Source organism: Nonomuraea maritima, assembly GCF_900100395.1.
In the GTDB taxonomy this organism is placed as follows: Bacteria; Actinomycetota; Actinomycetes; order Streptosporangiales; family Streptosporangiaceae; genus Nonomuraea; species Nonomuraea maritima.
This window is the reverse complement of sequence record NZ_FNFB01000009.1, coordinates 32,535-58,733: the sequence shown is the minus strand read 5'-3', so window position 1 is coordinate 58,733 and position 26,199 is coordinate 32,535. Positions and strand designations below refer to the sequence as shown.

General features: G+C 72.4%; 22 protein-coding genes. 9 read left to right on the top strand and 13 right to left on the bottom strand.

The features are described from left to right. The first annotated feature begins 10 nt into the window (after positions 1 to 10). Complete coding sequence (locus tag BLR04_RS17220; RefSeq protein ID WP_090765725.1) at positions 11 to 649, top strand: GNAT family N-acetyltransferase; 639 nt, start codon at positions 11 to 13, stop codon at positions 647 to 649. Here BLR04_RS17220 and BLR04_RS17215 read toward each other — a convergent pair. From BLR04_RS17215 to BLR04_RS17205, 3 genes are read right to left on the bottom strand one after another with little or no spacing between them, the layout of a single operon-like run. Then, positions 636 to 989: a DUF4180 domain-containing protein gene (locus BLR04_RS17215; RefSeq protein ID WP_090765722.1), complete on the bottom strand. Its 354-nt coding sequence runs from the start codon at positions 987 to 989 to the stop codon at positions 636 to 638. The two genes, BLR04_RS17220 and BLR04_RS17215, sit on opposite strands and share 14 nt — an antisense overlap. 2 nt (positions 990 to 991) lie before the next feature. Further along, positions 992 to 1,393: a helix-turn-helix domain-containing protein gene (locus tag BLR04_RS17210; RefSeq protein ID WP_090765720.1), complete on the bottom strand. Its 402-nt coding sequence runs from the start codon at positions 1,391 to 1,393 to the stop codon at positions 992 to 994. A gap of 48 nt (positions 1,394 to 1,441) precedes the next feature. Next, positions 1,442 to 2,587 (bottom strand): winged helix DNA-binding domain-containing protein, encoded by a 1,146-nt coding sequence (locus BLR04_RS17205; protein ID WP_245740303.1) that lies wholly within the window; start codon positions 2,585 to 2,587, stop codon positions 1,442 to 1,444. Between the two features lie 254 nt (positions 2,588 to 2,841). On the opposite strand from BLR04_RS17205, the gene BLR04_RS17200 reads away from it, so the two are divergent. Continuing rightward, on the top strand, positions 2,842 to 4,251 hold the full coding sequence (locus BLR04_RS17200) for a sensor histidine kinase (RefSeq protein WP_090765716.1): 1,410 nt from the start codon (positions 2,842 to 2,844) through the stop codon (positions 4,249 to 4,251). 158 nt (positions 4,252 to 4,409) lie between these two features. Further along, positions 4,410 to 5,183, top strand: a complete 774-nt coding sequence (locus BLR04_RS17195) for a SigB/SigF/SigG family RNA polymerase sigma factor (protein WP_090765713.1) — start codon at positions 4,410 to 4,412, stop codon at positions 5,181 to 5,183. A gap of 36 nt (positions 5,184 to 5,219) precedes the next feature. Here the strand turns inward: BLR04_RS17195 and fdhA are convergent, their stop codons facing one another. Then, complete coding sequence (gene fdhA / locus BLR04_RS17190) at positions 5,220 to 6,443, bottom strand: formaldehyde dehydrogenase, glutathione-independent (protein ID WP_090765711.1); 1,224 nt, start codon at positions 6,441 to 6,443, stop codon at positions 5,220 to 5,222. A gap of 165 nt (positions 6,444 to 6,608) precedes the next feature. On the opposite strand from fdhA, the gene BLR04_RS17185 reads away from it, so the two are divergent. After that, a complete protein-coding gene (locus BLR04_RS17185) occupies positions 6,609 to 7,193 on the top strand; it encodes a nucleosidase (RefSeq protein WP_176903135.1) in 585 nt (194 codons plus the stop codon). Positions 7,194 to 7,253: 60 nt separating this feature from the next. Here BLR04_RS17185 and BLR04_RS17180 read toward each other — a convergent pair whose 3' ends face one another. Continuing rightward, positions 7,254 to 10,589, bottom strand: coding sequence for a S8 family serine peptidase (locus BLR04_RS17180; RefSeq protein ID WP_090765705.1), 3,336 nt, complete (start codon positions 10,587 to 10,589; stop codon positions 7,254 to 7,256). A 156-nt stretch (positions 10,590 to 10,745) separates the two neighbouring features. On the opposite strand from BLR04_RS17180, the gene BLR04_RS17175 reads away from it, so the two are divergent. Next, positions 10,746 to 11,696 carry a DUF2332 domain-containing protein gene (locus tag BLR04_RS17175; protein WP_090765702.1) on the top strand — a complete coding sequence of 317 codons (951 nt, stop codon included), beginning with the start codon at positions 10,746 to 10,748 and terminating at the stop codon, positions 11,694 to 11,696. After that, positions 11,693 to 12,928 (top strand): RNA polymerase sigma factor, encoded by a 1,236-nt coding sequence (locus BLR04_RS17170; RefSeq protein ID WP_090765699.1) that lies wholly within the window; start codon positions 11,693 to 11,695, stop codon positions 12,926 to 12,928. Before BLR04_RS17175 ends, BLR04_RS17170 begins: the two co-directional genes overlap by 4 nt. 66 nt (positions 12,929 to 12,994) lie before the next feature. On the opposite strand, the gene BLR04_RS17165 is transcribed toward BLR04_RS17170, so the two are convergent. Further along, complete coding sequence (locus BLR04_RS17165) at positions 12,995 to 13,645, bottom strand: MOSC domain-containing protein (RefSeq protein WP_090765696.1); 651 nt, start codon at positions 13,643 to 13,645, stop codon at positions 12,995 to 12,997. Between BLR04_RS17165 and BLR04_RS17160 the strand changes: the two genes are divergently transcribed. Beyond that, positions 13,632 to 14,147: a hypothetical protein gene (locus BLR04_RS17160; RefSeq protein WP_176903134.1), complete on the top strand. Its 516-nt coding sequence runs from the start codon at positions 13,632 to 13,634 to the stop codon at positions 14,145 to 14,147. The two genes, BLR04_RS17165 and BLR04_RS17160, sit on opposite strands and share 14 nt — an antisense overlap. On the opposite strand, the gene BLR04_RS17155 is transcribed toward BLR04_RS17160, so the two are convergent. Then, positions 14,144 to 14,701 carry a DUF6461 domain-containing protein gene (locus BLR04_RS17155; protein WP_090765688.1) on the bottom strand — a complete coding sequence of 186 codons (558 nt, stop codon included), beginning with the start codon at positions 14,699 to 14,701 and terminating at the stop codon, positions 14,144 to 14,146. The genes BLR04_RS17160 and BLR04_RS17155 overlap by 4 nt on opposite strands. Positions 14,702 to 14,745: 44 nt before the next feature. On the opposite strand from BLR04_RS17155, the gene BLR04_RS17150 reads away from it, so the two are divergent. Further along, positions 14,746 to 15,228, top strand: coding sequence for a metallophosphoesterase family protein (locus BLR04_RS17150; protein ID WP_090765685.1), 483 nt, complete (start codon positions 14,746 to 14,748; stop codon positions 15,226 to 15,228). 253 nt (positions 15,229 to 15,481) lie between these two features. Here BLR04_RS17150 and BLR04_RS17145 read toward each other — a convergent pair whose 3' ends face one another. Beyond that, the gene (locus BLR04_RS17145) at positions 15,482 to 15,745 is read right to left on the bottom strand and encodes a WGxxGxxG family protein (RefSeq protein WP_090765682.1); all 264 of its coding nucleotides are present in this window, start codon (positions 15,743 to 15,745) and stop codon (positions 15,482 to 15,484) included. A 529-nt stretch (positions 15,746 to 16,274) separates the two neighbouring features. Between BLR04_RS17145 and fusA the strand changes: the two genes are divergently transcribed. Next, the gene (gene fusA, locus BLR04_RS17140) at positions 16,275 to 18,293 is read left to right on the top strand and encodes an elongation factor G (protein ID WP_090765679.1); all 2,019 of its coding nucleotides are present in this window, start codon (positions 16,275 to 16,277) and stop codon (positions 18,291 to 18,293) included. Between the two features lie 70 nt (positions 18,294 to 18,363). On the opposite strand, the gene BLR04_RS17135 is transcribed toward fusA, so the two are convergent. The 5 genes from BLR04_RS17135 to BLR04_RS17115 all read right to left on the bottom strand — a co-directional run bounded on the left by BLR04_RS17135 (position 18,364) and on the right by BLR04_RS17115 (position 26,067). Further along, positions 18,364 to 18,864: a GNAT family N-acetyltransferase gene (locus tag BLR04_RS17135; protein WP_090765676.1), complete on the bottom strand. Its 501-nt coding sequence runs from the start codon at positions 18,862 to 18,864 to the stop codon at positions 18,364 to 18,366. A 110-nt stretch (positions 18,865 to 18,974) separates the two neighbouring features. Next, positions 18,975 to 21,563 (bottom strand): M14 family zinc carboxypeptidase, encoded by a 2,589-nt coding sequence (locus tag BLR04_RS17130; protein WP_090765672.1) that lies wholly within the window; start codon positions 21,561 to 21,563, stop codon positions 18,975 to 18,977. Between the two features lie 30 nt (positions 21,564 to 21,593). Continuing rightward, a complete protein-coding gene (locus tag BLR04_RS17125) occupies positions 21,594 to 23,636 on the bottom strand; it encodes a M14 family zinc carboxypeptidase (protein ID WP_090765670.1) in 2,043 nt (680 codons plus the stop codon). A 109-nt stretch (positions 23,637 to 23,745) separates the two neighbouring features. Continuing rightward, positions 23,746 to 24,546: an IclR family transcriptional regulator domain-containing protein gene (locus BLR04_RS17120; RefSeq protein WP_090766106.1), complete on the bottom strand. Its 801-nt coding sequence runs from the start codon at positions 24,544 to 24,546 to the stop codon at positions 23,746 to 23,748. Positions 24,547 to 24,618: 72 nt separating this feature from the next. Beyond that, positions 24,619 to 26,067 carry an amidohydrolase family protein gene (locus tag BLR04_RS17115; RefSeq protein ID WP_090765667.1) on the bottom strand — a complete coding sequence of 483 codons (1,449 nt, stop codon included), beginning with the start codon at positions 26,065 to 26,067 and terminating at the stop codon, positions 24,619 to 24,621. Positions 26,068 to 26,199: the final 132 nt, after the last annotated feature.

The window sequence follows — 26,199 nt, the reverse complement described above, 5'->3', positions numbered from 1 at the left end:
GTTCGGGGACATGTTCACAGGTTCGTTAGCGGAATTGCTCGCCGGCGTGCAGGCGGGGCGGCCGCCCGCCGCCGACGGCGGTCTGACGCTGCTCGCCCAGCCGTCGCCGCGCGACCTCGGGGTGTTCGCCTTCACCGCGCACCACGTGGTGTTCGCCGACGTCGAGGCGTCCTGGGTCCTTGACCGGATTCCCGCGGGCGACCTGAACGCTCCCCTGTCGCCGCCGTTCCTGCAGGCCCTGGCCGAGCGTACGGGCCGTCAGGTCGGCAGCATCGACATGCTCGCCGTCGCCCCGCCCGCCACGGGCGCTCCGCCGCTGCCGCTGCGCGAGATCGCGGGCAGCGCGCACGCGCGGGTGGCGCGCGCCTTCCAGTACCGCGACGCGGTGCGCGTGTGGGCCGTCGAGGGCGGCCTGGTCACCGTCGGACGCGGTGTGGCCGGGCGCTGGGAGGTGGCCGTCGAGGTCGAACCGGCGCACCGAGGGCGGGGTCTCGGCAGGCTGCTCGTCGAGTCGGCCCGCCATCTGGCCCCCGGACCGATCTGGGCGCAGGTCGCGCCGGGCAACGCGGCCAGCGTCCGCACGTTCCTGGCGGCTGGGTACGTCCCGGTGGGGGCCGAGGTCCTGTTCACCTCGTTCACCCCTGGCTGACCGGCAGGCGCGCGGCCAGTTCGTCCAGGTCGCGGACGAACCACAGCTGCTTGCCGCGGTCGGCCTCGGCCACCCAGGCGCGCAGCGCGGAGCCGGTGGCGGTGTGGCGGGAGATGTCACCCACGACCGCCAGCCCGAGCCGGTAGTTGGCGAACTTCTGGACGAACTCCCCCGCCACCCCGCTGCTGAGGGTGAAGAAGTCGTCGTGCAGCCGCTCGGCGGGCACGGCCACCCAGGTGGCGCCGGCGCCCCACGCGTCGCCGATGAGGTCGAGCGCGTGCCGGCCCTCGCGCAGAGGCTCGCCGTGCGGGTCGCACACGAGTACGCCGGGGATGTCCATGCTCACTCCTTCACCAGGGCGTCGATGACGCGAAGTACCTGGGCGCTCTCCTCGAGGCCGCCCAGCACGATGATCTTCAGGTGGGCGCGTTCCTCGTCGTAGACGAACTCGACGCGCAGCCCGCTCGGCCGGCCGGACAGCGCGCCCAGAACCATCGTGCTGACGCGGTCGAGCTCCGGCCTGGACAGGCCGTCGACCTGCACGATGCACGACACCTCGGCCCTGCGCGGCGCGATCGCCTCGTCCGGCGGCATCCCGGCGAGGGCCGCGAGGTCGTCTTTCGCGATGCGGTAGCGCTTGCCGACCCGTACGGCGGGCAGCCGGCCGTCGCGTACGTAGTTGCGCACGGTCTTCACGTGCAGACCCAGCACGGCCGCAGCCTGCTCAACGGTGTATTGCTCCATATCGCTCCCCATTATGGAGCATGAAAGGGAGTGATACACCATGAAGGGTCAGGCGTGCGGGCCCACGGTGACCGGCCCGAGAGTCAGGCGCGGCTTGGCCTCCGTCACCGTCCCGAATCTCTCCGCCTGCTCCTCGAGCCCGCGCGACTGGGCGGGAGTGAGGTCGCGCAGCAGCTCGACGGTCAGGTCGATCCGGGAGCCGGCCCTGCGCGCGTGCCACACGCCCGCCACCTCGCCGTCCACCAGGACGACCGGGAAGTTGCCCGCCTGCCCGCCGCTCAACGCCCGCCGCGCCGCCGCCCCCGGGTACAGCAGCTCACGCGGTCGCCCGGCCACCACGTACGCGTCGAAGTACGGCAGCAGCAGCACGCCCCGCGGCCGCTCATCTGGCGTCCCTGTGTCGCCCGCGAGCACCCACGCCGACTGCCCCTCGAGCCGCACCTCCTCCAGCTCCACCTGGGAGAACGCCTCGGCGGCCCAGCGCGGCCGGCCGCCCGCCCACTGGGCGAACTGCGCGGGCGTCGCGGGCCCGTACGCGGTGAGGTAGCTCCGGACGAGCCAGGCGAGGCCGTCCGCTGCCGGGCCCGCCATCGGGGCGGCGGCGTAGGTGACCTTGCGGCCGCGCGGCGGCCCGAAAACAAACGCGCCGCGGTGCGCGGCGGCCCCCATCGCCTGGCGCCAGCGCGGCCACCAGCCACCGAACGCGGGCATGACCAGGTCGCCGGCCCACGGGCCGATGGCGGCCACGACGGCCGCGTCCAGCTCGTCGATCGTCAGCGGGCGCTCCTGGACCGCGTCGCGGACGGCCGCCACGATCCGCGCGGTCTGCTCGGGCGTCAGCCGTACGGAGCCGGATCCGGTGTGCGGGATCGACGCCAGGGCGCCGGCCCACCGGGGCAGGTCGGCGGTGGGCAGCAGGTGCACGGTGCCGCGCGGGCCGTACGTCTTGACCAGGCTGCGGGAGGTCCACAGGGCGTCGCGGACGTGCGAGCGGGTGACGCGCGCCCGCAGCCCGACGGACGCCTCGGCGGCCGACATGATCTGGGCGTGCGCCCCGCACATGGCCGCCACGACTCCCCCGAGCCCGTCCACGTCCTGCCAGGGAACCAGCAGCCTCGCGCGTTCCAGCCGCCTGGCGCTGACCTGCGACCACGACAGTTCGATCACCGCGTCCTCCTCCTTGCTCTCGGGCACACGCTAGGAGAGATCGCGGACGGCCGGCTTCCGCAAAGTGCGGCTGACGCCCCTTTGTCACCGGGTCAAATGGCTTTGACCCGGTGACGGGTTATTGCACATGAACGGCGAGGAACACGAAGGGTTGGTTCTCCGTCGTGGCCTCTCCGTCGGGCCGGGGTCACGTCAGCGGCGGGAGGTGGCAGCGATGACACGGGCCGGCCGCGGTCGTTCCTCGAAGGCCCCGCCCAGCGGGATGCGGGGGAGCTGAACGCGTGTCATTCCTCACCAACCGGCTCTCCGTGCAGGCGACGCTCTCACTGGCCGCCGGCGCCTTCGCGATGCTCGTCCTCGGCATGGTCGCCGTCGCCGCGGATCTGCTGATCCGGATGGCCGTCGAGCGGAGCACGTACGAGGAGACCCAGCGCGCCGCCACCGAATGGGTGGGCACGATGACCGAGAGCCGGACCCCGCCCGCGGTCATCGCCTCGAAGGGCGTGCTGCTGCAGCTGGTCGACTCCTCCGGCCAGGTCGTCGCCGCCAGCAGGACCGCCGCGCATCTCCCGGCCATGAGCACCTACTGGCCGCCGCCCGACAACCGGATCCAGCAGCTCACGCGCTGCTCCGACTCCCGGTGCCTCATGCTCACGGCGCTCCGGCCGTCCCCGCACGAGGAGCGGCTGCTGTGGAACGGCGCGCCGCACGTCGTGTACGCGGGCCAGGAGCAGCCGGAGGTCCTGCGGACCCACCAGCTGGAGCTGTACCTGACCGTGGGCGTCCTCGCGGCGGGCGTGCTCATGTTCGGGGCGGCGTGGGTGCTGGTCAGGATGGCGCTGCGGCCCGTGGAGGCCATGCGGCGCAGGATGGCCGAGGTCACGGTGAGCGACCTCAGCCTGCGCGTGCCGGAGCCCCCTGGCCAGGACCCGGTGGCCAGGCTGGCGCGTACCGTCAACGAGACGCTCGGGCGGCTGCAGGCCGCGGTGGAGCAGCAGCGCCGGTTCAGTTCGATGGTGTCGCACGAGCTGCGGACGCCGCTGACCGGGATGCGCGCCCAGCTGGAAGAGGCGCTGATGTACCGCGACATGGACCCGCACGAGGCCATCACCGGCGCTCTCACCGCGGCCGAACGCTGCCACGCGATCATCGAGGAGATGCTGGTCCTGGCCCGCGTCCGGTCGTCGCCGAGCCACCGGCAGCGGGTGAGCCTGACCGACCTGGTGCGCGAGGAGGTGCGCACGCGGGGCTGGCAGCTCCCGGTCCGGTTGTCCGCCGAGGAGGACGTGCTGGTGATGGGCAACGCCGTGCAGCTGCGCGAGGTGCTGACGAACCTGCTGGCCAACGCGGAGCGGCACGCCGAGTCGCTGGTCGAGGTGAGCGTGGCGCGCTCGGGCGGGCAGGCGGTCGTCGCCGTCAACGACGACGGCAGCGGCATCCCCGAGCAGGACCGCGAGCAGGTGTTCCAGCCGTTCGTCCGCCTGGACGAGGCGCGCCGGCGCGACCCGCAGGGCAGCGGCCTCGGTCTGGCGATTTCGCGCGCCATCGCGCAGTCGCACGACGGCTCGCTGACGATCGAGGACTCGCCCCGGGGCGCCCGGTTCGTCCTGCGGGTCCCGCTGGCCTCGCGCAAGGCCGACCGGGTCGGCGCCCGGCCGGAGCCCGGGGCCGGGGTGTCCAGGGCGCCGTAACCTTTTTGTGACTTTTTTCGGGTGGGTTTCCCGGAAGCGGGGGTAAGCTTGGTTTTGAAGTCCAGCAGAGGGCTTCTGAACACGCGCATCACACGTGTGCCTCTGCCTGGGCTTTTTCTTTTTGGGCGGAGGCCGCTGGCACCTTAAGGGGAGCAGCAATGTCCGTCCTTACCGTCGAACTCGAGCAGCTCACCGCCGAGGAACTCCTCGCCGACCTGTCCGACCCCGGGATCTCCGACCTCCAGGCGGAGCGCATCCGCGAACGGCTGGTGGAGATGCACGACGGGCTGGTGGCCGAGGTGACCCGCCGCTACCGCTACCGCGGCGAGCCGATGGAGGATCTGCGCCAGGCGGCCTACGTGGGGCTGATGAAGGCCGTCAACGGCTACGACCCCAGTCTCGGCCACGAGTTCAGGGGCTACGCCATGATCACCATGATGGGCGAGGTCAAGCGGCACTTCCGCGACCGTACGTGGGCCGTGCGGGTGCCCAGGGTGTACCAGGAGCGCCGCATCGAGCTCAACAAGGCCACCGCCGAGCTCACCCAGACCCTCGGCCACTCCCCCACGGTCGCCGAGCTGGCCACCAGGCTGAACATCTCCGAGGAGGAGGTGCTGCTCGCCCTGGAGGCGTCCACGGCCTACTCCGCGCTGTCGCTGGACGCGCCCGTCAGCACCGGCGACGACGACGCGGCCGAGCTGAGCGACTTCCTGCCCGCGCAGGACGAGACGCTGAACACCATGCTCGACCGGCACGCGGTCAAGCCGTTGATCGACGCCCTGCCGGCCAGGGAGCGCAACATCCTGCTGATGCGCTTCTACGGCAACATGACGCAGTCGGAGATCGCCAAGGAGTTCGGCATCTCGCAGATGCACGTGTCCCGGATCCTGCGGGCCGTGCTGACCAAGCTGCGGACGGCCCTGTCCGAGTGACCGGATCGCCGGCCACCCGGACAGCTCGGCCACACGTCAGGCCGACTTGGTGAGCATGCCGTGGGGGTCGAGCACGTACTTGCGCGCGGCCCCCTCGTCGAACTCGTGGTAGCCCTGCGGGGCCATCTCGAGCGGGATCGGCGTGGCGTTGACGGCCTTGGCTATCTGCACCCGGTCGTACAGGATCGCCATCATCAGCTGGCGGTTGTACTTCATGACCGGGCACTGGCCGGTGGTGAACGACAGCGACTTGGCCCAGCCGAGCCCGAGTTGCAGCGACAGCGAGCCGCGCTGGGCGGCCTCGTCGCTCGCCCCCGGGTCGCCGGTCACGTACAGGCCGGGGATGCCGAGCGCGCCGCCCGCCCTGGTCAGGCCCATGAGCGAGTTGAGCACGGTCGCCGGGTGCTCCTCGGCCGCCTCGCGCCCGTGGCCGCGCGCCTCGAACCCGACGGCGTCCACGGCGCAGTCGACCTCGGGCACGCCGAGGATCTGCTCGATCTGGTCGGCGGGGTCGCCCTGAGACACGTCGACCGTCTCGCAGCCGAAGCTGCGGGCCTGCTGGAGGCGGTCCTTGTTGAGGTCGCCCACGATGACCACGGCGGCGCCGAGCAGCAGGGCCGAGGCGGCCGCGGCCAGCCCGACCGGGCCCGCGCCGGCGATGTACACGGTGGAGCCGGGCTGCACTCCCGCCGTCACGCAGCCGTGGTAGCCGGTCGGGAAGATGTCCGCGAGCATGGCCAGGTCGAGGATCTTCTCCATGGCCTGGTCCTTGTCGGGGAACTTCAGCAGGTTCCAGTCGGCGTAGGGCACCAGCGCGAAGTCGGCCTGCCCGCCGACCCAGCCTCCCATGTCGACGTACCCGTACGCCGAGCCGGGCCGGTCGGGGTTGACGTTCTCGCAGATCCCGGTCTTGCGCTCCTTGCAGTTACGGCAGCGTCCGCAGGCGATGTTGAACGGCACGGACACCAGGTCGCCGGTCTTGACGAACTCCACGTCGGAGCCGGTCTCGATGACCTCGCCGGTGATCTCGTGACCGAGGACGAGCCCGTGCGGGGCTGTGGTGCGTCCGCGGACCATGTGCTGGTCGCTTCCGCAGATGTTGGTGGCGACCGTCTTGATGATCGCGGCGTGGGGAAGTTTGCGTCCCACGTTGGCCGGGTTGACGCCCGGTCCGTCCTTGAGCTCGAAGTCGGGGTACCCGACCTCGCGGACCTCCACCTTGCCCGCGCCCTCGTAGACGACACCCCTGTTTTCCGGCATGACACACCCTTCCCTCGTACGTTCGTCCGCACCGATGGACTGCTCATGCTCCTGTACTGATTGTACCCCTGTAGAGGTTTTTGACCTTGGTGCACTATTTGCCACTACTGGGCATCAATACCGTCAAATATCGGTATTTGCTGGGTTGTGCGTACTGTGCTCCTCATGCAACTCACCGGACGCATCACCAGTGACCGTCCCCTGCTCGTCCTGGCGGTCAAGGAGGAAGCCCAGCACCTCGACACGTCCCTGCCCGTGCTGCTGACCGGCATGGGCAAGGTCAACGCCGCCTCCGCGCTGGCCACCGCGCTCGCCCGCGGCCCGCTCCCGTCGGGCGTCGTCAACCTCGGCACGGCGGGGGCGCTGCGTCCCGGCTGGACCGGCACCCACGTCGTCGGCACGGTCCTCCAACACGACCTGGACGGCTCCGTCCTGCAAAGCCTGACCGGCGAGTTCGTCGGCGCCCCCCTGACGCTCGCCGACGACGGCGGCGCGACCCTGGCCACCGGCGACTCCTTCGTCTCCGACGAGCTCTCCCGCGCCCGGCTGGCCGAGCGGGCCGACCTGGTCGACATGGAGGGGTACGCACTCGCGTCGGTGGCGCAGCGGGCCGGCGTGCCGTTGCGCATCGTCAAGCACGTCAGCGACGACGCCGGCGAGGGGGCCGCCAGGTCGTGGCGGGAGTCCGTCGCCGCGTGCTCGCGCGTCCTCGCGGCGTGGGCCGCGGGCAACGTCCACGGCTACGCCTGACCACGGGCGACGACGAAGGCCCCGGCCGGAGAACCGGCCGGGGCCTCGTCAGGCGGGAGGTCAGCCCGCGCGGTAGGCGCGGATGACCGTCTGCTCGATGCCGCTGCCGCCGTCGGCGGCGGCCTTCACCCGCAGCGAGACGGCCTGACCGGCCGCGGTCGCGGGCAGGTCGGCCCGGTAGCCGTCACCGCTCCGCACGACCTTGGCCGCACGCCAGTTCGCGCCGTCGTCGGTCGACGTCCACACCTCGAACGAGGTGACGCGCTGGGCGGGCACGCCGTTCGCCTGCCGGACGTCGAACTCCGCCGACCCGCCGGTCGGGTGGTTGGCGGCGTCCAGGGGCAGCGCGTAGTCGACCGACAGCAGCGGCAGCGGGACGCGCTTCGTGCCGGACGGCCCGGCGGACCGGAAGGTCCACGAGGTGGAGACCTGGGTCGAGACGGGCAGCAGCAGGCTCGTGTCGACGTCGAAGGTCAGCCGGTAGTCGGCGGCCCGCTCAGGAACGCTGAAGTCGGCCCGCGAGGCGTCCCGCTCCTCCAGCAGCTGCCCGTCACGGTAGAGCGCCAGCTTGCGCTTGACGCCGATCGTGCCGGCCGCCAGGCAGTCGTTCCGCTGGTGGCGGTCAGTGAGCATGACGAGGTCGACGTGCAGGTTGCCGCGGGTACGCGACGGCGGGGCGGCGCAGACGTACTCGGCTCCCACCGGGTCGTCGTACCAGTCGGAGTGCAGCGGCTGCCGCGCCCACGTCTTGACCTGACGGCTGCCGGGCGCGTACTCGCGGGCGCCCTCCTGCGCGAGCAGGCCGCCGTAGATGCCCTCGTCCTGCCAGAGGAACCCGGGCGACAGGTAGTCGGTGCGGTTGCCCGTCAGCTCGTAGGTGCGGTGCTGGGTCAGGTACCAGCCGTCGCGGGTGTAGCCGTAGCGTCGCAGCGACGTGACCATGGTGTCCAGGTCCATCTGGTGGAACCGCTCGTCGATCCTGGCGAGCTCGCCCTGCTCACGCCTGCTCACCCGGTACGTGGGGTCGGCCGGGACGCCGTCGCGGTACTCGTGCGCCAGGTTGTACAGGTACGGCTCGGCCTTGCCCTGCGGCGACTCCAGCGCGAACGACGCGAACGCCTTGACCTCGCCGATGCCCGGGCGCTCCAGCCGGCTCACCGACACGGTGGCCTCCTCACCCCACCCGGAGACCTTCTCGAACCAGGTCAGCCCGTTGCCGGAGGTCTGCAGCACGGTGAGATCGACCGTGGTCGTCCTCGTGTCCACCCCGTCGACCGTCGCGGTCACCGGCTTGGCCTGCGCGGTGTCCAGCGTGATCTCCTGGTCGGCGGTGATGCTGACGTCGGTGTCGCCGACGAGCGCGCCGGTCTGGCGGGCAGTCTCGGGGTCGTAGGACGAGTACGCGGCGGTCACCGCGTACCGGCCGTCAGGAACGCGCAGCTCGACGGTCTCGCCGGGAACGCTGAATGCGCCCGTCGCGGCCGTCATCGGGTCGTCGAGGTTGGTCACCAGCACGCTGACCCAGGCGTCGGCCGCGGGCGAGATCAGCGGCTGCTCGACGGTGTGCACCGTCAGGTCGTGACTGCGTGGCTCGACCCAGAACGTCACCGGGGTGGTGGCGACGAGCTTGCCGCTGGGGGTCCTGGCGGTGACGGTGGCGGCGTACAGGCCGGGCCGCTCGGCGAAGGCCGCGCGGTCGAGACGCAGGGTGGCACCCGCGGGGACGCCGCGCTTCAGCCGCACCCGGGTCGCCGACAGCGAGGCGGCGCGGCGCGGCGCCGGCGTGCCGTTGTGGTCGGCGATGGTGACGTCGAGGTCGAGGTTGACGGTCGCCGGGGTCTGCTCGCCGGTCCAGCTCAGCTTCGCCTCGCTGGTCCCGCTCTGCGGGTGTCCGAACGTGCCGAGCGCGACCACCGGCTGGTCGCTGACCGGCCCCGACAGGGCGCGGACCGCGTCGAGCCGGCCGGCGCCCGTGGCGTACGGGTCCGTGCCGGGCAGCGGGTCGGCGGCGCCGACCAGCGCTGCCTTGAGCCGGTCGCCGGTCCAGTCGGGGTGCCGCTGGACGAGCAGCGCGGCGGCGCCGGCCACGTGCGGGGCGGCCATCGAGGTGCCGGACGACACGGTGTAGCGGTCGTCGATCGGGTCGCCCAGGGTGGTCCCTGCCGCCCGGCCTGCGACGATGTCGACGCCGGGCGCGACCAGCTCGGGCTTGGCGGCCCGGGTGCCGGTGATCGGGCCGCGGCTGGAGAAGTCGGCTAGCTTGTCGGAGCCGTCGACGGCGCCCACCGTCAGGGCACGGGAGGCGGCGGCGGGCCACGAGATGGCGCCGCCGGAGTTGCCCGCGGCGATGACGAACAGCGCGCCGGTCTGCTCGGTCAGCGCGTCCACGGCGAGCGACAGCGGGTCGGTGCCGTCGCTGGCCTCCGAGCCGCCGAGGCTCATGTTGACGACGTCGGCCCGCGCGGCGGCCCACTCCATGCCCGCGATGATCTGCGAGTCCAGGCCGCTGCCGTTCTCGTCGAGGACCCTGCCGACGAGCAGGTCCGCGTCCGGGGCGACGCCGCGGCGCTCGCCGCGCGCGGCCGCTCCGGTGCCGGCGATGGTGGTGGCCACGTGGGTGCCGTGGCCGTGCTGGTCGACGGCGTCGCCGCCCTCGGTGATGAAGTCGGCGTGGTCCACCACCTTCCCGGCCAGGTCGGGGTGCGAGAAGTCGGCGCCGCTGTCGAGCACCGCCACCCGCGCGCCCTTGCCGGTGTAGCCGGCCTTCCACGCCTGCGGGGCGGCGATCTGCTCCAGGTTCCGGTCGAGGTCGGAACGGGTGGGCGGCTGCTGCTGAACCGTGAGCGCGGTCGCGTGGGCCTTGCGGTCGAGCCAGACCTTCTCGGCGTTCGCGAGCAGCGACTGCGTGGCCTGGCGGGCGACGTCCGCGTTCTTCTTGGGGACGCTGCCGGCGACCGAGCCGATGCTCGGCAGCTGCCGGACGTCGCCGCCGAGCGCCGCCACCCGCCGGTCGGCGGCGGGCTTCACGATGACGGGCAGCTCGGTCGCGCTCGCGTCGTCGTAGCCTTCGGCGATCAGCGTGGTGACGTCGAACAGGGCGGGGTCGAACATGGTGCCCACCTGCGAGGCCACGCGAGCGGGGATGACCCGCACGTGCCCGTCGGGGCCGCAGCTCTGGCGGATCACCGCGTTCGGCTCGGCCGGTTCGACGGAGACGGTGGGACACGTGGCACCGGTCGCCCTGACGGTCACCACGTCACCCGTCAGCAGCGTGACGGTGTGCGTGCCTCCGGCCGCGGCGCCCGGTGCGGCAGTCGCGGGGTTCGCCGGTAAGGCGGTCAGCACCGTGGCGGTGACGGTGAGGGCGGTCAGCCCCCGCCGCGTCTTGTTGAGCATCTGGCTCCCTGCGTTGTCGGTACGCCGCGGGTGCGCGGCAGAGGAGCACCCTATTTCGGACGTCTTAAACATCAGGGCTAGTTGCGTCTCAAACGGCTCATGAGTTGATCACCATCGCATTGCGGACAACTCGCCCGTCCGGGTACGGGTCCTGGTATGACGACGGCTTCGACGTACGCCGAGTTCGCCGCGCGGGAGGCGCACGGCGTGTCACCGGCCTACGAGCGGCTGGCGTTCGCGGTCTCCGAGGACGCCGAGCTGCCGGCCCTGCTGGAGCGGCTGCCCCCGGCCAAACGGCAGCCGAACCTGCTGTTCGGCGTCGTCCGGCTGCTCGGCGGTCCGGTGGACGACCCGGCCGCCTTCCACGCGTACGTCCTCGCGAACTGGCCCGCGATCGAGGCGGAGATGCGGGTCCGGGTCACGCAGACGAACGAGGCCGGGCGCTGCGCCGTCCTGCTGCCCGTGCTCACCGCGCTGCCGCAGCCCCTCGCGCTGCTGGAGGTGGGCGCCTCCGCGGGCCTGTGCCTCTACCCCGACCGGTACGCCTACCGCTACGACGGCCACGTGGTGGGCAGCGGCGAGCCCGTCCTCGACTGCGCACTCACCGGCCTGGAACCGCCGGCGACCGTGCCGCGCGTGGCCTGGCGGGCCGGGCTCGACCTCAACCCGCTCGACGTACGGAACCCGGCCGACCTCGCCTGGCTGGACGCGCTCATCTGGCCCGAGCACGCCCACCGCCGCGCCCGGCTGCGGGCGGCGGCCGCCGTCGCGGCGGCCGACCCGCCGCTGCTGGTGCGCGGCGACCTCGTGGACGACCTGCCCGCGCTGGCCGCGCAGGCCCCGCCCGGCGCGACGCTCGTGGTGTTCCACAGCTCGGTGCTGTACCACGTGCCGCCGCCCCGCCGGACGGCGTTCGTCCAGCTCGTACGCGACCTGCCCGGCCACTGGGTCGCGAACGAGGCCCCCGCCGTGCTGCCCCACGCCGGGACGCCGGAGCCGCCGGGCGAGGTGCTCCACCAGGTGCTCGCCCTCGACGGCAGGCCGCTCGCCTGGACCAGGCAGCACGGCCAGGAACTCCTCTGGTTCGGCCCTAGTATGAGCCGGTGACCACGGACTTCGACGGCCTGCTGCGCGAACTCGCGCCACAGGTCCTCGGCACGCTCGTGCGCCGCTACGACCAGTTCGACACGTGCGAGGACGCCGTCCAGGAGGCGCTGCTCGACGCGGCCGTGCAGTGGCCGCGCGACGGCCTGCCCGGCAACCCGCGCGCCTGGCTGGTCACCGTCGCCTCCCGCAGGCTCGTCGACCAGGTGCGCAGCGAGCACGCGCGCCGCCGTCGGGAGGAGACCGTAGCGGTCCGCGAGCCCGCCGACGCCCACGTCGCGCCGGCGCCCGGCGACGTCTCGACCGACGACCACGACGACACGCTGACCCTGCTGTTCCTGTGCTGCCATCCTGCGCTGTCGCAGCCGTCGCAGCTCGCACTCACGCTGCGGGCCGTCGGCGGGCTGACGACGGCGCAGATCGCCCGGGCGTTCCTGGTGCCCGAGGCGACGATGGCGCAGCGGATCAGCCGGGCCAAGCAGCGCGTCAAGGCGACCGGCGCGCGGTTCGCGCCGCCGCCGGAGGGCGAGCGGGCCGAACGGCTGCGGGTGGTGCTGCACGTCCTGTACCTGATCTTCAACGAGGGCTACACCGCCACGTCCGGGCCCGAGCTGCACCGGCCCGAGCTGACCCGCGAGGCGATCAGGCTGGCCCGCGCCGTGCGCCGGCTGCTGCCCGGCGACGGCGAGGCCGCGGGCCTGCTGGCCCTCATGCTGCTCACCGAGGCGCGCCGGGCCGCCCGTGCCGACGCCGACGGGCGGTTGATCCCGCTCGCCGAGCAGGACCGCACGCTCTGGGACCGCGACCTCGTCGCCGAGGGCGTCGCGCTGGTCAGCGAGGCCCTGGCCACCTCGGCGGCCGGCCCCTACCAGCTCCAGGCCGCCATCGCGGCCGTGCACGACGAGGCGCCGACCGCGGCCGAGACCGACTGGCCCCAGATCCTGGCCCTGTACGACGTGCTGGCGGCGATCGAGGACAACCCGGTCGTCCGCCTCAACCAGGCGGTGGCGGTGGCCATGGTGCACGGCCCGCGAGCGGGCATCGACCTCCTCGACACCCTCACCGCCGACGCCCGCCTGACCGGCCACCACCGGCTCCTCTCCGTCCGCGCCCACCTCCTGGAGATGGCAGGCGACGCCCCGGCCGCTCTCGCCGCCTACCAGCAGGCCGCCCGTCAGACCACCAGCCTCCCGGAACGCCGCCACCTGGAGGACCGCGCCGCCCGCCTGTCCTGACACTCGCCTGGATGATCGATTCCCAGGGATCCAGTGGTCGTAGGCGGTCGGTGCGCGGATGACTGGCTATGCGGTGGTGCGCCGGCGGGCTCGTTCCTTTTCCGCTTCTGGCAGCGCGTCGGCGATCAGCAGCCGCGGCAGCAGCTGCGGTTCCAAGGTCATCGCCCGGAAGACGAGCGCGACGGTCACCTCATGGTCGGGACGGTGCACGACCGCGACCGGGTCAGCGGCGCGAATCTCGCCAGGCTCGATCACGCGCAGATACGCGCCCGGCCGTGCGGCCTGCGTGAACTGCTTGATCCAGCCCTCACGCTCCAGCCAGCCCTGAAAGGTGGCACACGGGATACGCGCGCACGACACCTCCAGGACGACATCAGGCCCGATCCGCCAGCGCTCACCGATCAGGGCGCCGTTGACGTCCAGGCCCAGGGTCGTGAGGTTCTCGCCGAAGACCCCGTTCGCGAGCGTCCTGCCCAGTTCGGCCTCCCACCCGTCGAGATCCTCGCGGGCATACGCGTAGACGGCCTGGTCAAAGCCACCGTGGTGCTTCACGTCATAGACCCGATCACCGGCGAGGCCGACCGCGCCGGTGCCCTTGGGGCCGGGGGCGGCGACGGCGACCGGACCGTCAACGGGCCGCTTGTCGATGCCCGTCAAACTCAGCCCCTTCCCCGGATCGGGGCGGGGGCGACCGATATTGACCGTGAGCAGCTTCATAATCGCGACGGTACGGATCGTTGCCCGTTCGGGCGACACGTTTTTCCGCCATTGCCGTGTCTGCGGCGTGGCCGTCCGCATCCTGCAGCGCGTTCACGCACTCACCGCCGCCATCTGGCACAACGACCACACCAGTCAGCGGCTCCATGCCGACCAGGATCTGGAGTGGGTCGATGACACGTTGCCGGACCTGGCGGGACTGCGCGAAGAGGGGCGACGCTTCGATCTCATCCCGTTGACCGCGGTCTGGATGCACCTGGACGAGCAGCAGCGGGCGGCGGCGATGCCCGCCATGGTCAGCCTGCTCGACACCGGTGGGCGAGTGATCCTCTCCCTTCGTCACGGTCCTGTCCCGATCGGCCGCCGCATGTTCCCTGTCTCCGCGGCGGAGACGATCGCCCTGGCTCGCACGCATGGCCTGGACCTGATCCATCTGGCCGAACGCGTCGATCCACACGGGCGCCAGGACATCTCGTGGACCTACCTGGCACTCCAGCGCTAGATGACGAAGCGCAGGTGTTCGGTCTCCAGCCACCGGTCGGTCAGCTGGGTTCCGCTGAGGCGGGCGGCGAGAGTGAAGGCGTCGGTTCTCCACCGGTCGTCAGGCGGGAACGTCATGCCGGAGAGGTGCGGAGCGACCACGTCACGGATGGCGGCAGGCCAGTCGGCGACGGGCGACCTGGGCACTTCGGCGACGAACCGCCCTTGCACGGCGTAGTTCAACTCGACGTGTACCGGGCCGTTCCAATAGAGGCTGAGCGCGCGGCCGCCCCTGGAGAGAGCCGCCAGGACGCCGGAGGAACGGGCTTCGCCTCCGTTGGGTTCGATGGCGAGGGTCCAGCCGTCGAGTGAGCCGATCACGACGCACTCCCGGCCTTCGTCGTAGTGCTCGAACTCCGCGTCCGTGAACGTCATCGGGACCCCAGCGCCCGGGTCCGCTCCGAAGCAGCGGGCGGCCTGCGCGACGTCGAGGGCGGAACACCAGGTGACGCAGGCCGGATCGCGCATCCATCGGGCGACGAGCCCGCGGTGGTGGGCGATGTCGGGAGGTGACATCCCAGCACGGTACATCCCCCGCGGTGGGTGGGCAGGGGGACGGGGTGAGGGTTGTCGTTCTGTCGGACACGCATGCGCCCCGGCGGTGGCGGTCGTGTCCGCCGCGGGTCGCCGAGCAGTTGCGGGGCGCCGATGTCGTGCTGCACGCGGGTGACGTCTGCGTGCCGTCCGTGCTGGAGGAACTGGCCGCGTACGCGCCTTTGCACGTGGTCAAGGGGAACAACGACGGCCCCGACGTCGTCGCGCCGGAGACCCTGGAGCTGACCCTCGACGGCCTGCGGATCGGCATGATCCACGACAGCGGCCCGGCGAAGGGGCGGCTTGCTCGCATGCGGCGCCGCTTCCCGGACGCCGACCTGGTGGTCTTCGGTCACTCGCACATCCCGCTCGACGAGTCGGGCGAGTGCCTGCGGATCTTCAACCCGGGCTCCCCCACCGACCGCCGCCGCCAGCCGCACGGCACGGTGGGCGTGCTCACCATCGACGACGGCGTCCTGACCCGGGCCGACATCGTTCCCGTCACCTGAGTACGCGGGCCGCGCGTCGTTCCCGGGCCTTCCCATGCGTAAGACCCGGCGGCCAGCTGCCGTCGGGCGCCTCATGGTGCGTCCCGGCCCGTCAGCGGGCGTGGACCCACCGGCTGGAGGTGTGTGGAGGTCGAGAGCCGCGTACGCCGTCGCTACGATGCGACGGCGTACCGGCTGGGTGGCACGGCCGGCCTTCGGACAGCCGCACCACTTCGGGTGTCACCCCGGCCCGCACGGGCCGGGGGCGGCCCCGCTACGGGCGCGGGCCTCGGGGTGAGACGTGTTCGGCGGTTCCGACCTGGCTACGCTGCTTGCGCATCCCGGCCAGGCCCAGCAGGCCGAGCAGGCCCAGCAGGCCCCAGAGGCCGGCGTTGCCGCCGCCTTCTTCCTTCTGCTGCGGTGCGGGTGTTACCTGGCTCTGCGCGACGGGATCGGCCGGTGTCTCGGCCGTCGCGGCTGCTGCCGGCCCTAGCGTCAGAAAGAACGCGAGGCCCAGTCCTGTCAGGGTCTTGCGCATTGGGTTCCCCCGATCCGGCGGTCTCCACCGCGGAGACCGCCTTTCACACGCCTTCCTGGTGAAGGCTCCCGATAGCGGGGCGATCTCCATTTCCCCTGCTAGGTTGCCACCTACCTTCGTCGCGAGGGATCAAACGCCTTCTCCCGGCCACCGCACGCCCAGGCCCGTGCCTACCCGCGCCTCGACGAGCCCCGCTCGGGCGCCGTATCGCGTGCCGGGGGCGGACATGCGTGGTGACGTTCAGACGGTGCCGCGCGGAAAATCGCTTCCCCTCGCGGCACGGCTGTCACTACACTCGCTGCCGTCCGCGAGTAGAGAGAGGAGCCGGCCGTGCGTCACAGCAGCCTTGCCGTCGTCCTCCCCTCGCGTTTCGAGGTGATCCTGGTGTCTCGGACGCCCCGGTGCCGGCTGCGCGGCCGTCACTGGGTGACGCCCTGACGAGGACGCCCCTTTCTGCTTCTTCTCGCCCTCGCCTGGGGCTTGATCGCGCCGTCCCCGTGAGAAAACCACCCCGGAAGGGTTCACGACCGTGCGTGCCCGTATCTCCAACCCCCTGGCCACCGTCCGCAACATCGGCATCCTCGCTCACGTCGACGCCGGCAAGACGACCGTCACCGAGCGGATGCTCTACCTCGCCGGAGCCACCCACAAGCGCGGCGAGGTGCACGACGGCACCACCGTCACCGACTTCGACCAGCAGGAGCGCGAACGTGGCATCACCATCTTCGCGGCCGCGGTGAGCTGCGACTGGGACGGACACCGCGTCAACCTCATCGACACCCCCGGCCACGTCGACTTCTCCGACGAGGTCGAACGCTCGCTGCGGGTGCTCGACGGCGCGATCGCGGTGTTCGACGGCGTCGCCGGGGTCGAGCCGCAGAGCGAGGCGGTGTGGCGGCGGGCCGACCGGTACGGCGTGCCGCGCGTGGCGTTCGTCAACAAGCTCGACCGCGCGGGCGCCGACCTCGACGCGGCGGTGGAGTCGATCCGGCGGCGGCTGCACCCGGCACCGCTGGTCGTGCAGCTGCCGATCGGCCGTGAGGACGGCTTCACCGGCGTGGTCGACCTCCTCGCGATGCGCGCGCTGGTGTGGGACGGCACGGGCGGCTACGCCTCCGTCCCGGTGCCGGACGATCTGCTGGACGAGGCCCGGCGGCGACGCCGGCGGCTGGAGGAGTCCGTGTCCGAGCTGCACGCGGGCGCGCTGGAGGAGTTCTGCGCCGAGCCGTCGGTCTCCGAGGCGACGCTGCTGGCGGCGCTGCGCGACCTCACCCGTACGGGCGAGGCCGTGGTGGTGCTGTGCGGCTCGGCGTACCGCGACCGCGGTGTCGAACCGCTGCTGGACGCCGTCGTCCGGTACCTGCCCTCGCCGCTGGACGTCCCGGCGGTGCGGGGGCAGGGCGGCGAGGTGCGCCCCGCCGACCCTGACGCGCCGGCGGCGGCGCTGGCGTTCAAGGTGAGCGCCACGGCGACGGGACGGCTGACGTACGTGCGGGTCTACTCGGGGACGTTACGGAAGGGCGACACGATGCTGGACGCGGGCACGGGCCGCACCGAGCGGATCGGCCGGATCCTGCGCGTGCAGGCCGACCGGCACACCGAGGTGGAGCGGGCGTTCGCCGGCGACATCGTCGCGCTCGTCGGGCCGAAGGCGGCGCGTACGGGCACGACGCTGTGCGCGCCCGGCGCGCCGGTGCTGCTGGAACCGCCGGGGGCGACCGAGCCGGTGGTGTCGGTGGCCGTCGAGCCGCGGCGGAGCATCGACGCCGACCGGCTGGCGGCGGCGCTGGCGCGGCTGGCCGAGGAGGACCCGTCGCTGGCCGTGCGCTCCGACGCCGAGACCGGGCAGACGGTGCTGTCGGGCATGGGCGAGCTGCACCTGGAGGTGGCCGCGGAGAAGCTCCGCCGCGACCACCGGCTCGAGGTGAACGTCGGCCGGCCGCAGGTGGCCTACCGGGAGACGGTGGTGCGCGGGGTGCGCGGGCTGCTGTACCGGCACGTCAAGCAGGACGGCGGCGCCGGCCAGTTCGCCCACGTGGTGATCGACGTCGAGCCGTTCGAGGAGGGCGCGTTCGCGTTCGCCTCGACGGTGACCGGCGGGCGGGTGCCGCGCGAGTACGTGCGGGCGGTCGAGGCCGGCTGCCGTGACGCGCTCGCCGCGGGGCCGCTCGGCGGGCATCCGGTGACGGGTGTGCGGGTCACGCTGACCGACGGGGCCACGCACAGCAAGGACTCGTCGGACCTGGCGTTCCGCACGGCGGGGCGGCTGGCGCTGCGCGAGGCGCTGCGGGCCTGTGAGATGCGGCTGCTGGAGCCGGTCGTGGAGGTCACGGTCACCGTGCCGGACGACATGGCCGGCGGGGTGCTGGGCGACCTGACCGCCCGGCGCGGGCGCGTCTCCGGTTCGCAGGGCCGGGCCGGCGCGGTCGTGATCACCGCGGTGGTGCCGCTGGCCGAGGTGTTCGGGTACGCGACCCGGCTGCGCAGCCGTACGCAGGGCCGCGGCACGTTCACCACCCGCCCGGCCGGCTACGCCCCCGCCCGCTGACCAGGGACGGCCAAGTCGCCGGGGCGGCCCCACCATGGGGCTGCCCCGGCCCGGCGTGGTCGGCTTGAGGTCAGCCCGTGGTGAAGGAGATCCAGACGTCGGGGGGTGCCTCGGGGAGGTGGGGTACGGGTCGGCGTTCCTCGGTCCAGGTGGTGCCGGCGAGCTCCGTGGCCACTCGGCGCCAGAAGGCGACCGCTCCCGGGTTGGCGTCCTGGAAGGCGATCTCCCAGGGGCCGGGGTGGCGGGCGACGACATCGCGGGCGGCGCGCAGGCCGACACCCGCGCGGCGGGCCCCGCGTACCACGAAGAAGCTGTTGAGGACGCGGAGCGGGCCGTCGAGGCCGCGTACGAACGCGAACCCGGCGGGCCGGTCGGCGCTCGTCACGAGGTACGCCGCCCAGCCGGGGTCGGCGAACGCCGACTCCAGGCGTTCGCTTCTGAAGGTGGCGTCGGGGCCCGGCAACTGGCCCTGGAACTCCGACATGTCGTGACGGAACATCAGCCACAGCCGCTCGACGGCGGCTCGGTCGGCGGCCAGGGCAGGACGTACGGATATGTCGATAGAAAACATAAAAAAAGCCTTCCGGGGGGACGCGGTGTCCCGGCCGGAAGGCTCACAAATCATGATCATTCTACCAGGGCGGGCCGGCGGGCCCACACAGCCCGCCGGCCGCCCTGTGGCTACGGCGTCGTGACGGCCGCCCCCGTGACGGAGGACGTCCAGTACAGCGCCCTGGCCACCTGGGAGAAGAGTCCCTTCGGGTGGTTGCGGAACATCGGTTCGGTGCCGAACATCACCACGGCCGCGCCGCGCTCGTCACGGCCGCTGACGACGGCCGCCTGGCCGCGCGCCGACTCGGGGCCGCCCACGCCGTTCGCGTCCGCGCGCCAGTGACCCGCGACGAGCGGCCCGTCGGTGGCGTACGCCTGCTCGACCCTGACCTCGGGGCCGAGGCCGGTGAACCAGCGCGGCGAGTACACGAACGAGTGCTCGGGCGATCCGGCGCCGACCGGCCCGTCGGAGGAGACGGTCCGGACGACGCCGTTGGCGTCGCTGCGACCGGCCACCCCGGTCACGGTGAGCAGGCCGGCGGCGGCGTTGAACGTGACGCCGGTGCTGCCCCGGGTGACCACGCCGCCCGTGGTCAGGAAGGCGTCGAGCGCCGTCCTGGCCTCCGGGGTGAGCCCGGCGTGGCTGAGGCCGCTGGAGACGTACAGGACGTCGGTGCCGTCCCAGTCGAATCCGTCGTTGAGCACCTGGGTCGAGACGGGCGTCACGGAGAAGCCCATCTCGCGCAGTGTGAACAGCTCGTCGGCGGACGCAGCGGCGGCGATGCGCACCTGGGTGAGCGCGGTGCCGCCGCTCTTGCCTGCCTGGGTGAAGGCGACGCCGTAGCGGTCGGCGACCCGGCGGGCGGCGTCGCGCTCAGAGGCGGGCACGATCGCGGTGCCGTTCTCGCCCCACTTGACCGCGACGCCGTCGGCGAGCAGGTCGTTGAGCGCCATGACCTCCTTGGCGTCACCCACCTGCAGCGCGAGCGCGCTCCACCCGTGCGGCACGGCCCCGGTCGGGGCCGCGGCCTTGACCGGCTTGGCGTGCGCGGGCGCCGAGTCGACGGGCTGCACGGTCGCGCCCCACAGCAGGGCGTGGCTCCAGCCGGAGATGTCGTACATGGCGTCGACGCGGGGCGAGATGTCCGCGCCCTGCTCCAGCATGACGTTGGCCAGGCCGCGCTTGGGCTGGCGCATGTCGACGACGTACGAGCCCTGGGGGTAGGTCGTGCGGCCGACGCGGAACGCGCGCTCGGCCCGTCCGACCTCGACGTCATTGGCGATCAGGTGGTCGACCAGGCGCGCGGCGGCGGTGGCCGAACGCTGCCCGGCGCCCGCCGGGATGACGTACGCGCGGGGGTAGGTCGTCGTGTAGACGTCCTCGGGGCCGAAGCCGGGGACGATGCCGACCGGCACCTCCTTGGCCGGTTCGCCCTTGGACCCGCGCCGGAACACCTCGATCTGGTCGGCGATGAGCTGGTCGTGCCGCGACTGCACGAACGCGTACGTCGCCCGGATCGCGGCGGCGGCCACGTCGGTGTTGATCGCCGAGCGGCGGCGCAACTCCTCGACCGGCAGGTTGTTGTAGTCGGCGTTGTTGACCCGCAGCGGGATCTCCACGGTGTGGGAGGCCACGGCGCCGTGGAAGGGCGCGTACTGCGGGGTGAAGATCGGCGGCCAGTCGTCCCAGCCCTCGGGGTCGTCCCGGAACGGGATCTGCGCCGGGCGCACACCGTCCTTGTCGAACGTGTAGCCGAGGCCGTTGACGGCGGCCTCCATCCCGAGGCCGTTGGCGTAGGTGTTCTTGATGAACAGGTCGTACTCGTAGTTGGCGCCGTGCGGCGGCGTGGTCGGCTCGATGAGCGTGCCGTTGACGTAACCGTGCAGGTCGATCATGGTGACCGGCTGCGCGTCGATCATCAGCTGCCGCATGGCCTGCGTCTCGGGCTGCGAGGCGGTGATGAAGTCGCGGTTCAGGTCGAACCCGGCGCCGTTCGGGCGCTGGCCGAGCACGCGGCCGTCGGGGTTGGCGGTGACGTTGAAGTAAAGCCGCGTCTTCGCCAGCAGGGCGGTCACAGCCGGGTCCTTGCTGGTGGAGAGCTCCTCGACGGTGCGCAGGACGGCGTCGGTGCCCTCCCACTCGTTGCCGTGGATGTTGGCGTTGACGTACAGGGGCGCCTTGTACCGCTTGGCGAGGCCCCGGTCGCGGGCGGCGCCGGCGGGGTCGTGCTCGATGCGGTCGCGCATGCGGGCCTGCTCACGCGCCTGCCCCGGGCTCTCGGGGGCGGTGACGGTGACGAGGTACATGTCGCGGCCCTGGTGCGTGCGCCCGAAGATCTCGACGCTGACGCGGTTGCTGCGCTTCTGCAGCTCGTTCAGCTTGGGCGCGATGCCGTGGTACGGCATCAGCCCGAGTTTGATCGACGCGTCGGCCGGGTTCTCCGCGGGCTCGGGGAGCCGCGTCTGGCGCGGGTAGCCCTGCTCGCGCGACGGCCCGGCGTGCGGCGGCTGCTCGGGCCGCCGCTCCGTCTCGGGAGCGGCGCGCAGCGTGCCGGCCTGCTCGGGCACACCGGCCGCGACCTCGTTCCGCTCCGGGCCGTTGCCGAACTCGCGTACGGCCGGGGGCTGCGGGTCGGCGGGGTCGGCCACCGCGGTCTGCGGGGCGACCAGCAGCGCGGCCGAGACGGCCACGCCGAGGAGCGCGGTGCGTAAGCGCAAGGAAGTCCTCCAGCTGGATGTCACGGGAGATCAGCGATCGCGGTGGTCGGCGGCGATGCCGATGAGCGAGATGAGACCGGCGGCGAACTCCATCGCCTCCTGGTGTCCCTCCTCGAACGGCGGCTGGAAGCCCACGCCCTCCCACCTGCGGGTCTCGGGGTTCCACAGGTCGGCGCCGACCTCGAAGTCCCACCCGTAGATGCCGTGGTCGTACCAGAGCTCGTCGGCGGAGTTGCCGGCCGCGGAGTACAGCACGTCCGTCACCGGGCCGGTCTGCTGCGGCCAGATGACCGTGCCGCGCTCGGCGACGATCGCCTCCTCGATCGTGCGGGCCGAGTCGAGGAAGAACTTCTCCTCCTTGGCCGTGGGCCGGGGCAGCGAGACGCGGCCGTCGGCCTGATAGGCGCCGGGGGGCCACATGAAGTAGCCGCCGTAGCTGTGGATGTTCATGGCGAACTTGATGTTGCTGTAGCGCTCGGCCAGCCACATGACGTTGCGGCTCTCCGGCTCTGAGTGCTCGGCGGGGCCGCCGTACGTGCCGCTCTGACAGTTGGTCGAACCGCCGACGTAGCCGTCGTGGACGGAACCGGCGGCGTAGTTGCGGTTGACGTCCACGCCCCACTGGTTGCGCAGCGCCGGGTCGGACTGCGCGGGCGGGCAGTGGTTCGTCATGTTCTTCCGCTGGGAGTTGTAGTCGTAGAAGCTGTAGTTGGCGCCGTCGGGGTTGACGACGGGGACGATGAAGACGTCGCTGCGCTCCAGCAGGCGGCGGGTGGCCTTGTCGGTGGCGTAGTTGCGCAGCAGCCGCTCGGCGGCCTCGATGGACACCAACGGCGTCACCCACTCGCGGGCGTGCTCCTGCGCGTAGGCGAGCACGCCGGTGCGCGAGCCGTCGCGGTGCACGCCGACCCGCAGCGCGAGCACCTCGGCGGGCTCGCGGGAGACGTCGGCGGGGGCGCTCAGGAAGTCGTCGAGCTGCGTGGCGGGCACCGGGGCCATGACGCCCGCGCCCGGGTCGGTCCGGTAGACGCTCGCCTTGACGGGTAGGCCGGGGGTCGCGTTGACGGCGGCGGCGACCTGCGCGGCGGTGCTGACGACGGCGCCGGAGTCGTCCGTGGCGAGACTCACGGTGATCAGCTTGCCGTCGAGGGAGACCCGCAGCGGGCCGGCTGCCGTGCCGGGGTCGACGAGCTCGACGCTCAGGTCGTTGCCGCCCTCGGAGCCGTAGGCGTTCGAGGTGACGACCACGGCCGCGGCGGGCGGGGCGCCGAGCACGGCCTGGGCGTGCCGGCGGTAGCCGTTCGTCTTGTACGGCAGCGTGATGAGGTCGGTGAGCTTGGGGAACTGCCGGTGCAGCGCCTTGATCCGCTCGTTGAGCTGGGCCGGCGTCATGTACTGGGTGATGAAGTCCGTCTGGTAGCCGCGGTCTCGCTTGTCGGGCCGGTCGCCGTCGGGCCACGGCTTGACCTTGGCGTCGGCCTTGCCGCCGTCGGCGGAGGTGACGGTGACGGACTGCGGCTGCTGGTCCGCCGGCACGGGGGTGCTCAGCTGGTGCCCGAGGTAGGCGCCGGCGTCCACGTACGCGACCATCTCGGCCTGGCCGGTGCTGTGCTTCTTGCCGCGCCAGGTGACGGTGAGCGTGGCCGCCTGCGCGGCGCTGCTGGACGCCTCGACCGACAGGAAGTAGCCGTCGCGGGACTTGAACCAGACGGCCCGCTCGATGACGACCTGGTCCTTGGCGCCGCCGCCCTTGCCCTTGGCCCGCGTGGCGGCCGGGGCGGGGGCCTCGGAGGCGAGCGTCGCGCCGAGCGGGCGCAGGGCCTCGAGCTGGCTCGGGGTGACGACCGCGTCCACCTGGATGCTGCCGTCGGCCTGGGGACGGACGCGCTCGGTGAGGTCGGCGCCGGCAGCCACCAGCCGGTCCATCGCGGCGATGTCCGGAACCGAGAGCGTGACCAGCGAGGCCGGCTCGGGGTCGGTCGGACCGGCGACGGCCGATGTGGACGGCTGCGCGCCCACGAACGTCGTGACAAGGAGCATCAGGGCGACAGCGGACGCCCGTAAACCACGCATTCGGACCCTCCCGGATCTTCGTCAGAAGATCATTGAAAGCAGACAAAGCTTTCACGGGCAAGACCCAAGCCTCCGCGCCGCCGGCGGCGCGGAGGGCTGTTGGCGGGAGTCAGGAGGCGGTGACCTGGGGGACCGCCTCGTACAGGGCGAAGTCGGCGCTGATCGCGCTCGCCGTCTGCAGCAGCAGCGGCAGGTGCTCCTCGAGCAGCTTGTCGAGGGACGTCTCCGCCGCGTGGGCGTTGACGTTCACGGCCGCGACGACGTTGCCGAGCCCGTCGCGCAGCGGCGCGGCCACCGACCTTATGCCGAGGGCGAGCTGCTCGTCGGTGATCGCCCACCCCCTGGCCCGCACCGAGCGCAGCTCGGCCTCGCGCTCCTTGACGTCGGGACGCCAGCGCGGCTCGATGCCGGAACGGCTCGGCTCTGCCAGCACCCGTTCGGCCTCACCCGGCGGCAGCGCCGCCAGCAGCACCTTGCCGAGCGACGTCTGCAACGCCGGGAAGCGGGTGCCGACCTGCACCGACAGCGCCACGATCTTGGGTACGGCGACCCGCGCGACGTAGACGATGTCGGAGCCGTCGAGCTGCGCGATCGACGACGACTCGTTGGTCTGGGCGACGAGCCGTTCCAGATGGGGACGGGCGACGTCCCACAGGCCCATCGAGCGCACGTACGACACGCCCAGTTCGAGGACGCGCGGCGTGAGCGCGAAGCCGCCCTGCTCGGGGCGGGCGTAACCGAGCTCCTGGAGGGTGAGCAGGATGCGGCGGGCCGTCGGGCGGGCCAGGCCGGTCGCGGCGGCCACCTCGGTCAGCGACATGACCGGGCGGGCCGGCCGGAAGGCCCTGATGACGTCGAGACCACGGGCCAGCGCCTCGATGAAGTCGGGACCGGTCTCACCACGTGCCATGAACACCCTCACTCGTTCGGATCCGTCCGTCCGACTCTAGACGGTCGCCCGTCCGCACAGCGGCCGGGGCGGTCAGGCGCGGTGGGTGGAGTCGCTGCGGTAGTCGGTGTAGGTGTAGGGGTTGTCGAGGATCTCGGTGGTGGGGATGTCGGGGTTCATGCCCTTCGCCCACGCCTCCTCCCCCATCGCGCCGCGCAGGTGCTCGACCGTGCGGTCGACCTGGGCCCGGATCGCGGCGAGGTCGACGCCGAGCAGCCGGTGCTCGTGCTTGACCACCCGTCCGTCGACCAGCACGGTGTGCACGTCGCCGCGCTGCGCCTGGAAGGCCACGTGCCCGTACGGGTTGAGCAGCGGGAACGACACCGGCGAGCGGTCGTTCTTGATGAGCACGAGGTCGGCCTTCTTGCCGGCCTCGACGACGCCGAGATCGTCGCGGCCGAGCGCGCGGGCGCCGCCCCTGGTCGCCCACTCCACGACCTGGTCGGCGCGCAGCGCCCCGTGGGTGACCGTCTCGCCCTTGGCGTGCGCCTCGAGGTGCTCGCGCGAGCGGTCGGCGCCCAGGGTGGAGCGCATGGCGGAGAACAGGTCGCCGCTCCACCAGACGGTGGTGTCCATCGACAGCGAGACCGGGATGCCGTGCGCGCGGATCGCCCACGTGGGCGGGTAGCCCTGGCCGGCGCTCTGCTCGCTCTCCGTCGACACCGAGACGAAGCCGCCGGTGGCCGCGATGCGGTGGTAGGAGTCGGCCGACAGTGAGGCGGCGTGCACGTAGATCGTGCCGGGCTCCATGAAGCCGTGGTCGTGCATCAGCCGGATGCCGTCGTCGCCGGTGGCGCCCCACACGCCGGCGTGCGTGGTGACCGGCACGCCGAGCTCGCGGGCCACCTCGAACGCGGGCCGTTCCGGGAAGGACGGGTCGCCGAGCACGTCGAAGGCGATCTGGAAGCCCAGCATGTCGTCGCCGGTGACGCGGCGGCGGACGAAGTCGCGGAACTCGGGCGCGGTCGTCCACTCGGCGGGCGGCTGCTGGATGTTGCCGTACGCGAGGACGTACCGGCCCGGGGCCGCCTGCAGCGCGTCGGCCGCGGCGTCGGCGTGCTCGACCGTCTGCAGACCGTGCGACCAGTCGACGACGGTGGTGACGCCGGCCTCCAGCGCCTCGACCGCGCCCAGCAGGTTGCCGGCGTGCACGTCCTCGGGCCGGAACAGCCTGCCGTGCTCGAGGTAGAACCAGACGAAGTACTGGGTGAGCGTCCAGTCGGCGCCGTAGCCGCGCAGCGCCGTCTGCCACATGTGCCGGTGGGTGTCGATCATGCCGGGCATCACGATGCCGCCGGACGCGTCGATCTCGGCGGTGCCCTCGGGCACGTCGAGCTCGGGGCCGACGGCGGCGATCCGGTCGCCGACGACGAGGACGTCGGTGCGTTCCAGCACCCTGCGCGCACCGCCGGGCGGCCCGTCCATGGGCAGCACGGTGCCGCCGCGCAGCACCACGGGCCTGCCGGCCTCGAACTCGTTCATGGCCACGCTCCTCGCTGCGAACAGTTGTCCGCTGTACGGTCACAGTCACTCTGATGAGCAGGTGAGTCGCTGTCAAGATGGTTGACGAAAGTGGCGAAACGTGCTGGGATCACACTTGCGGACGAACGTCCG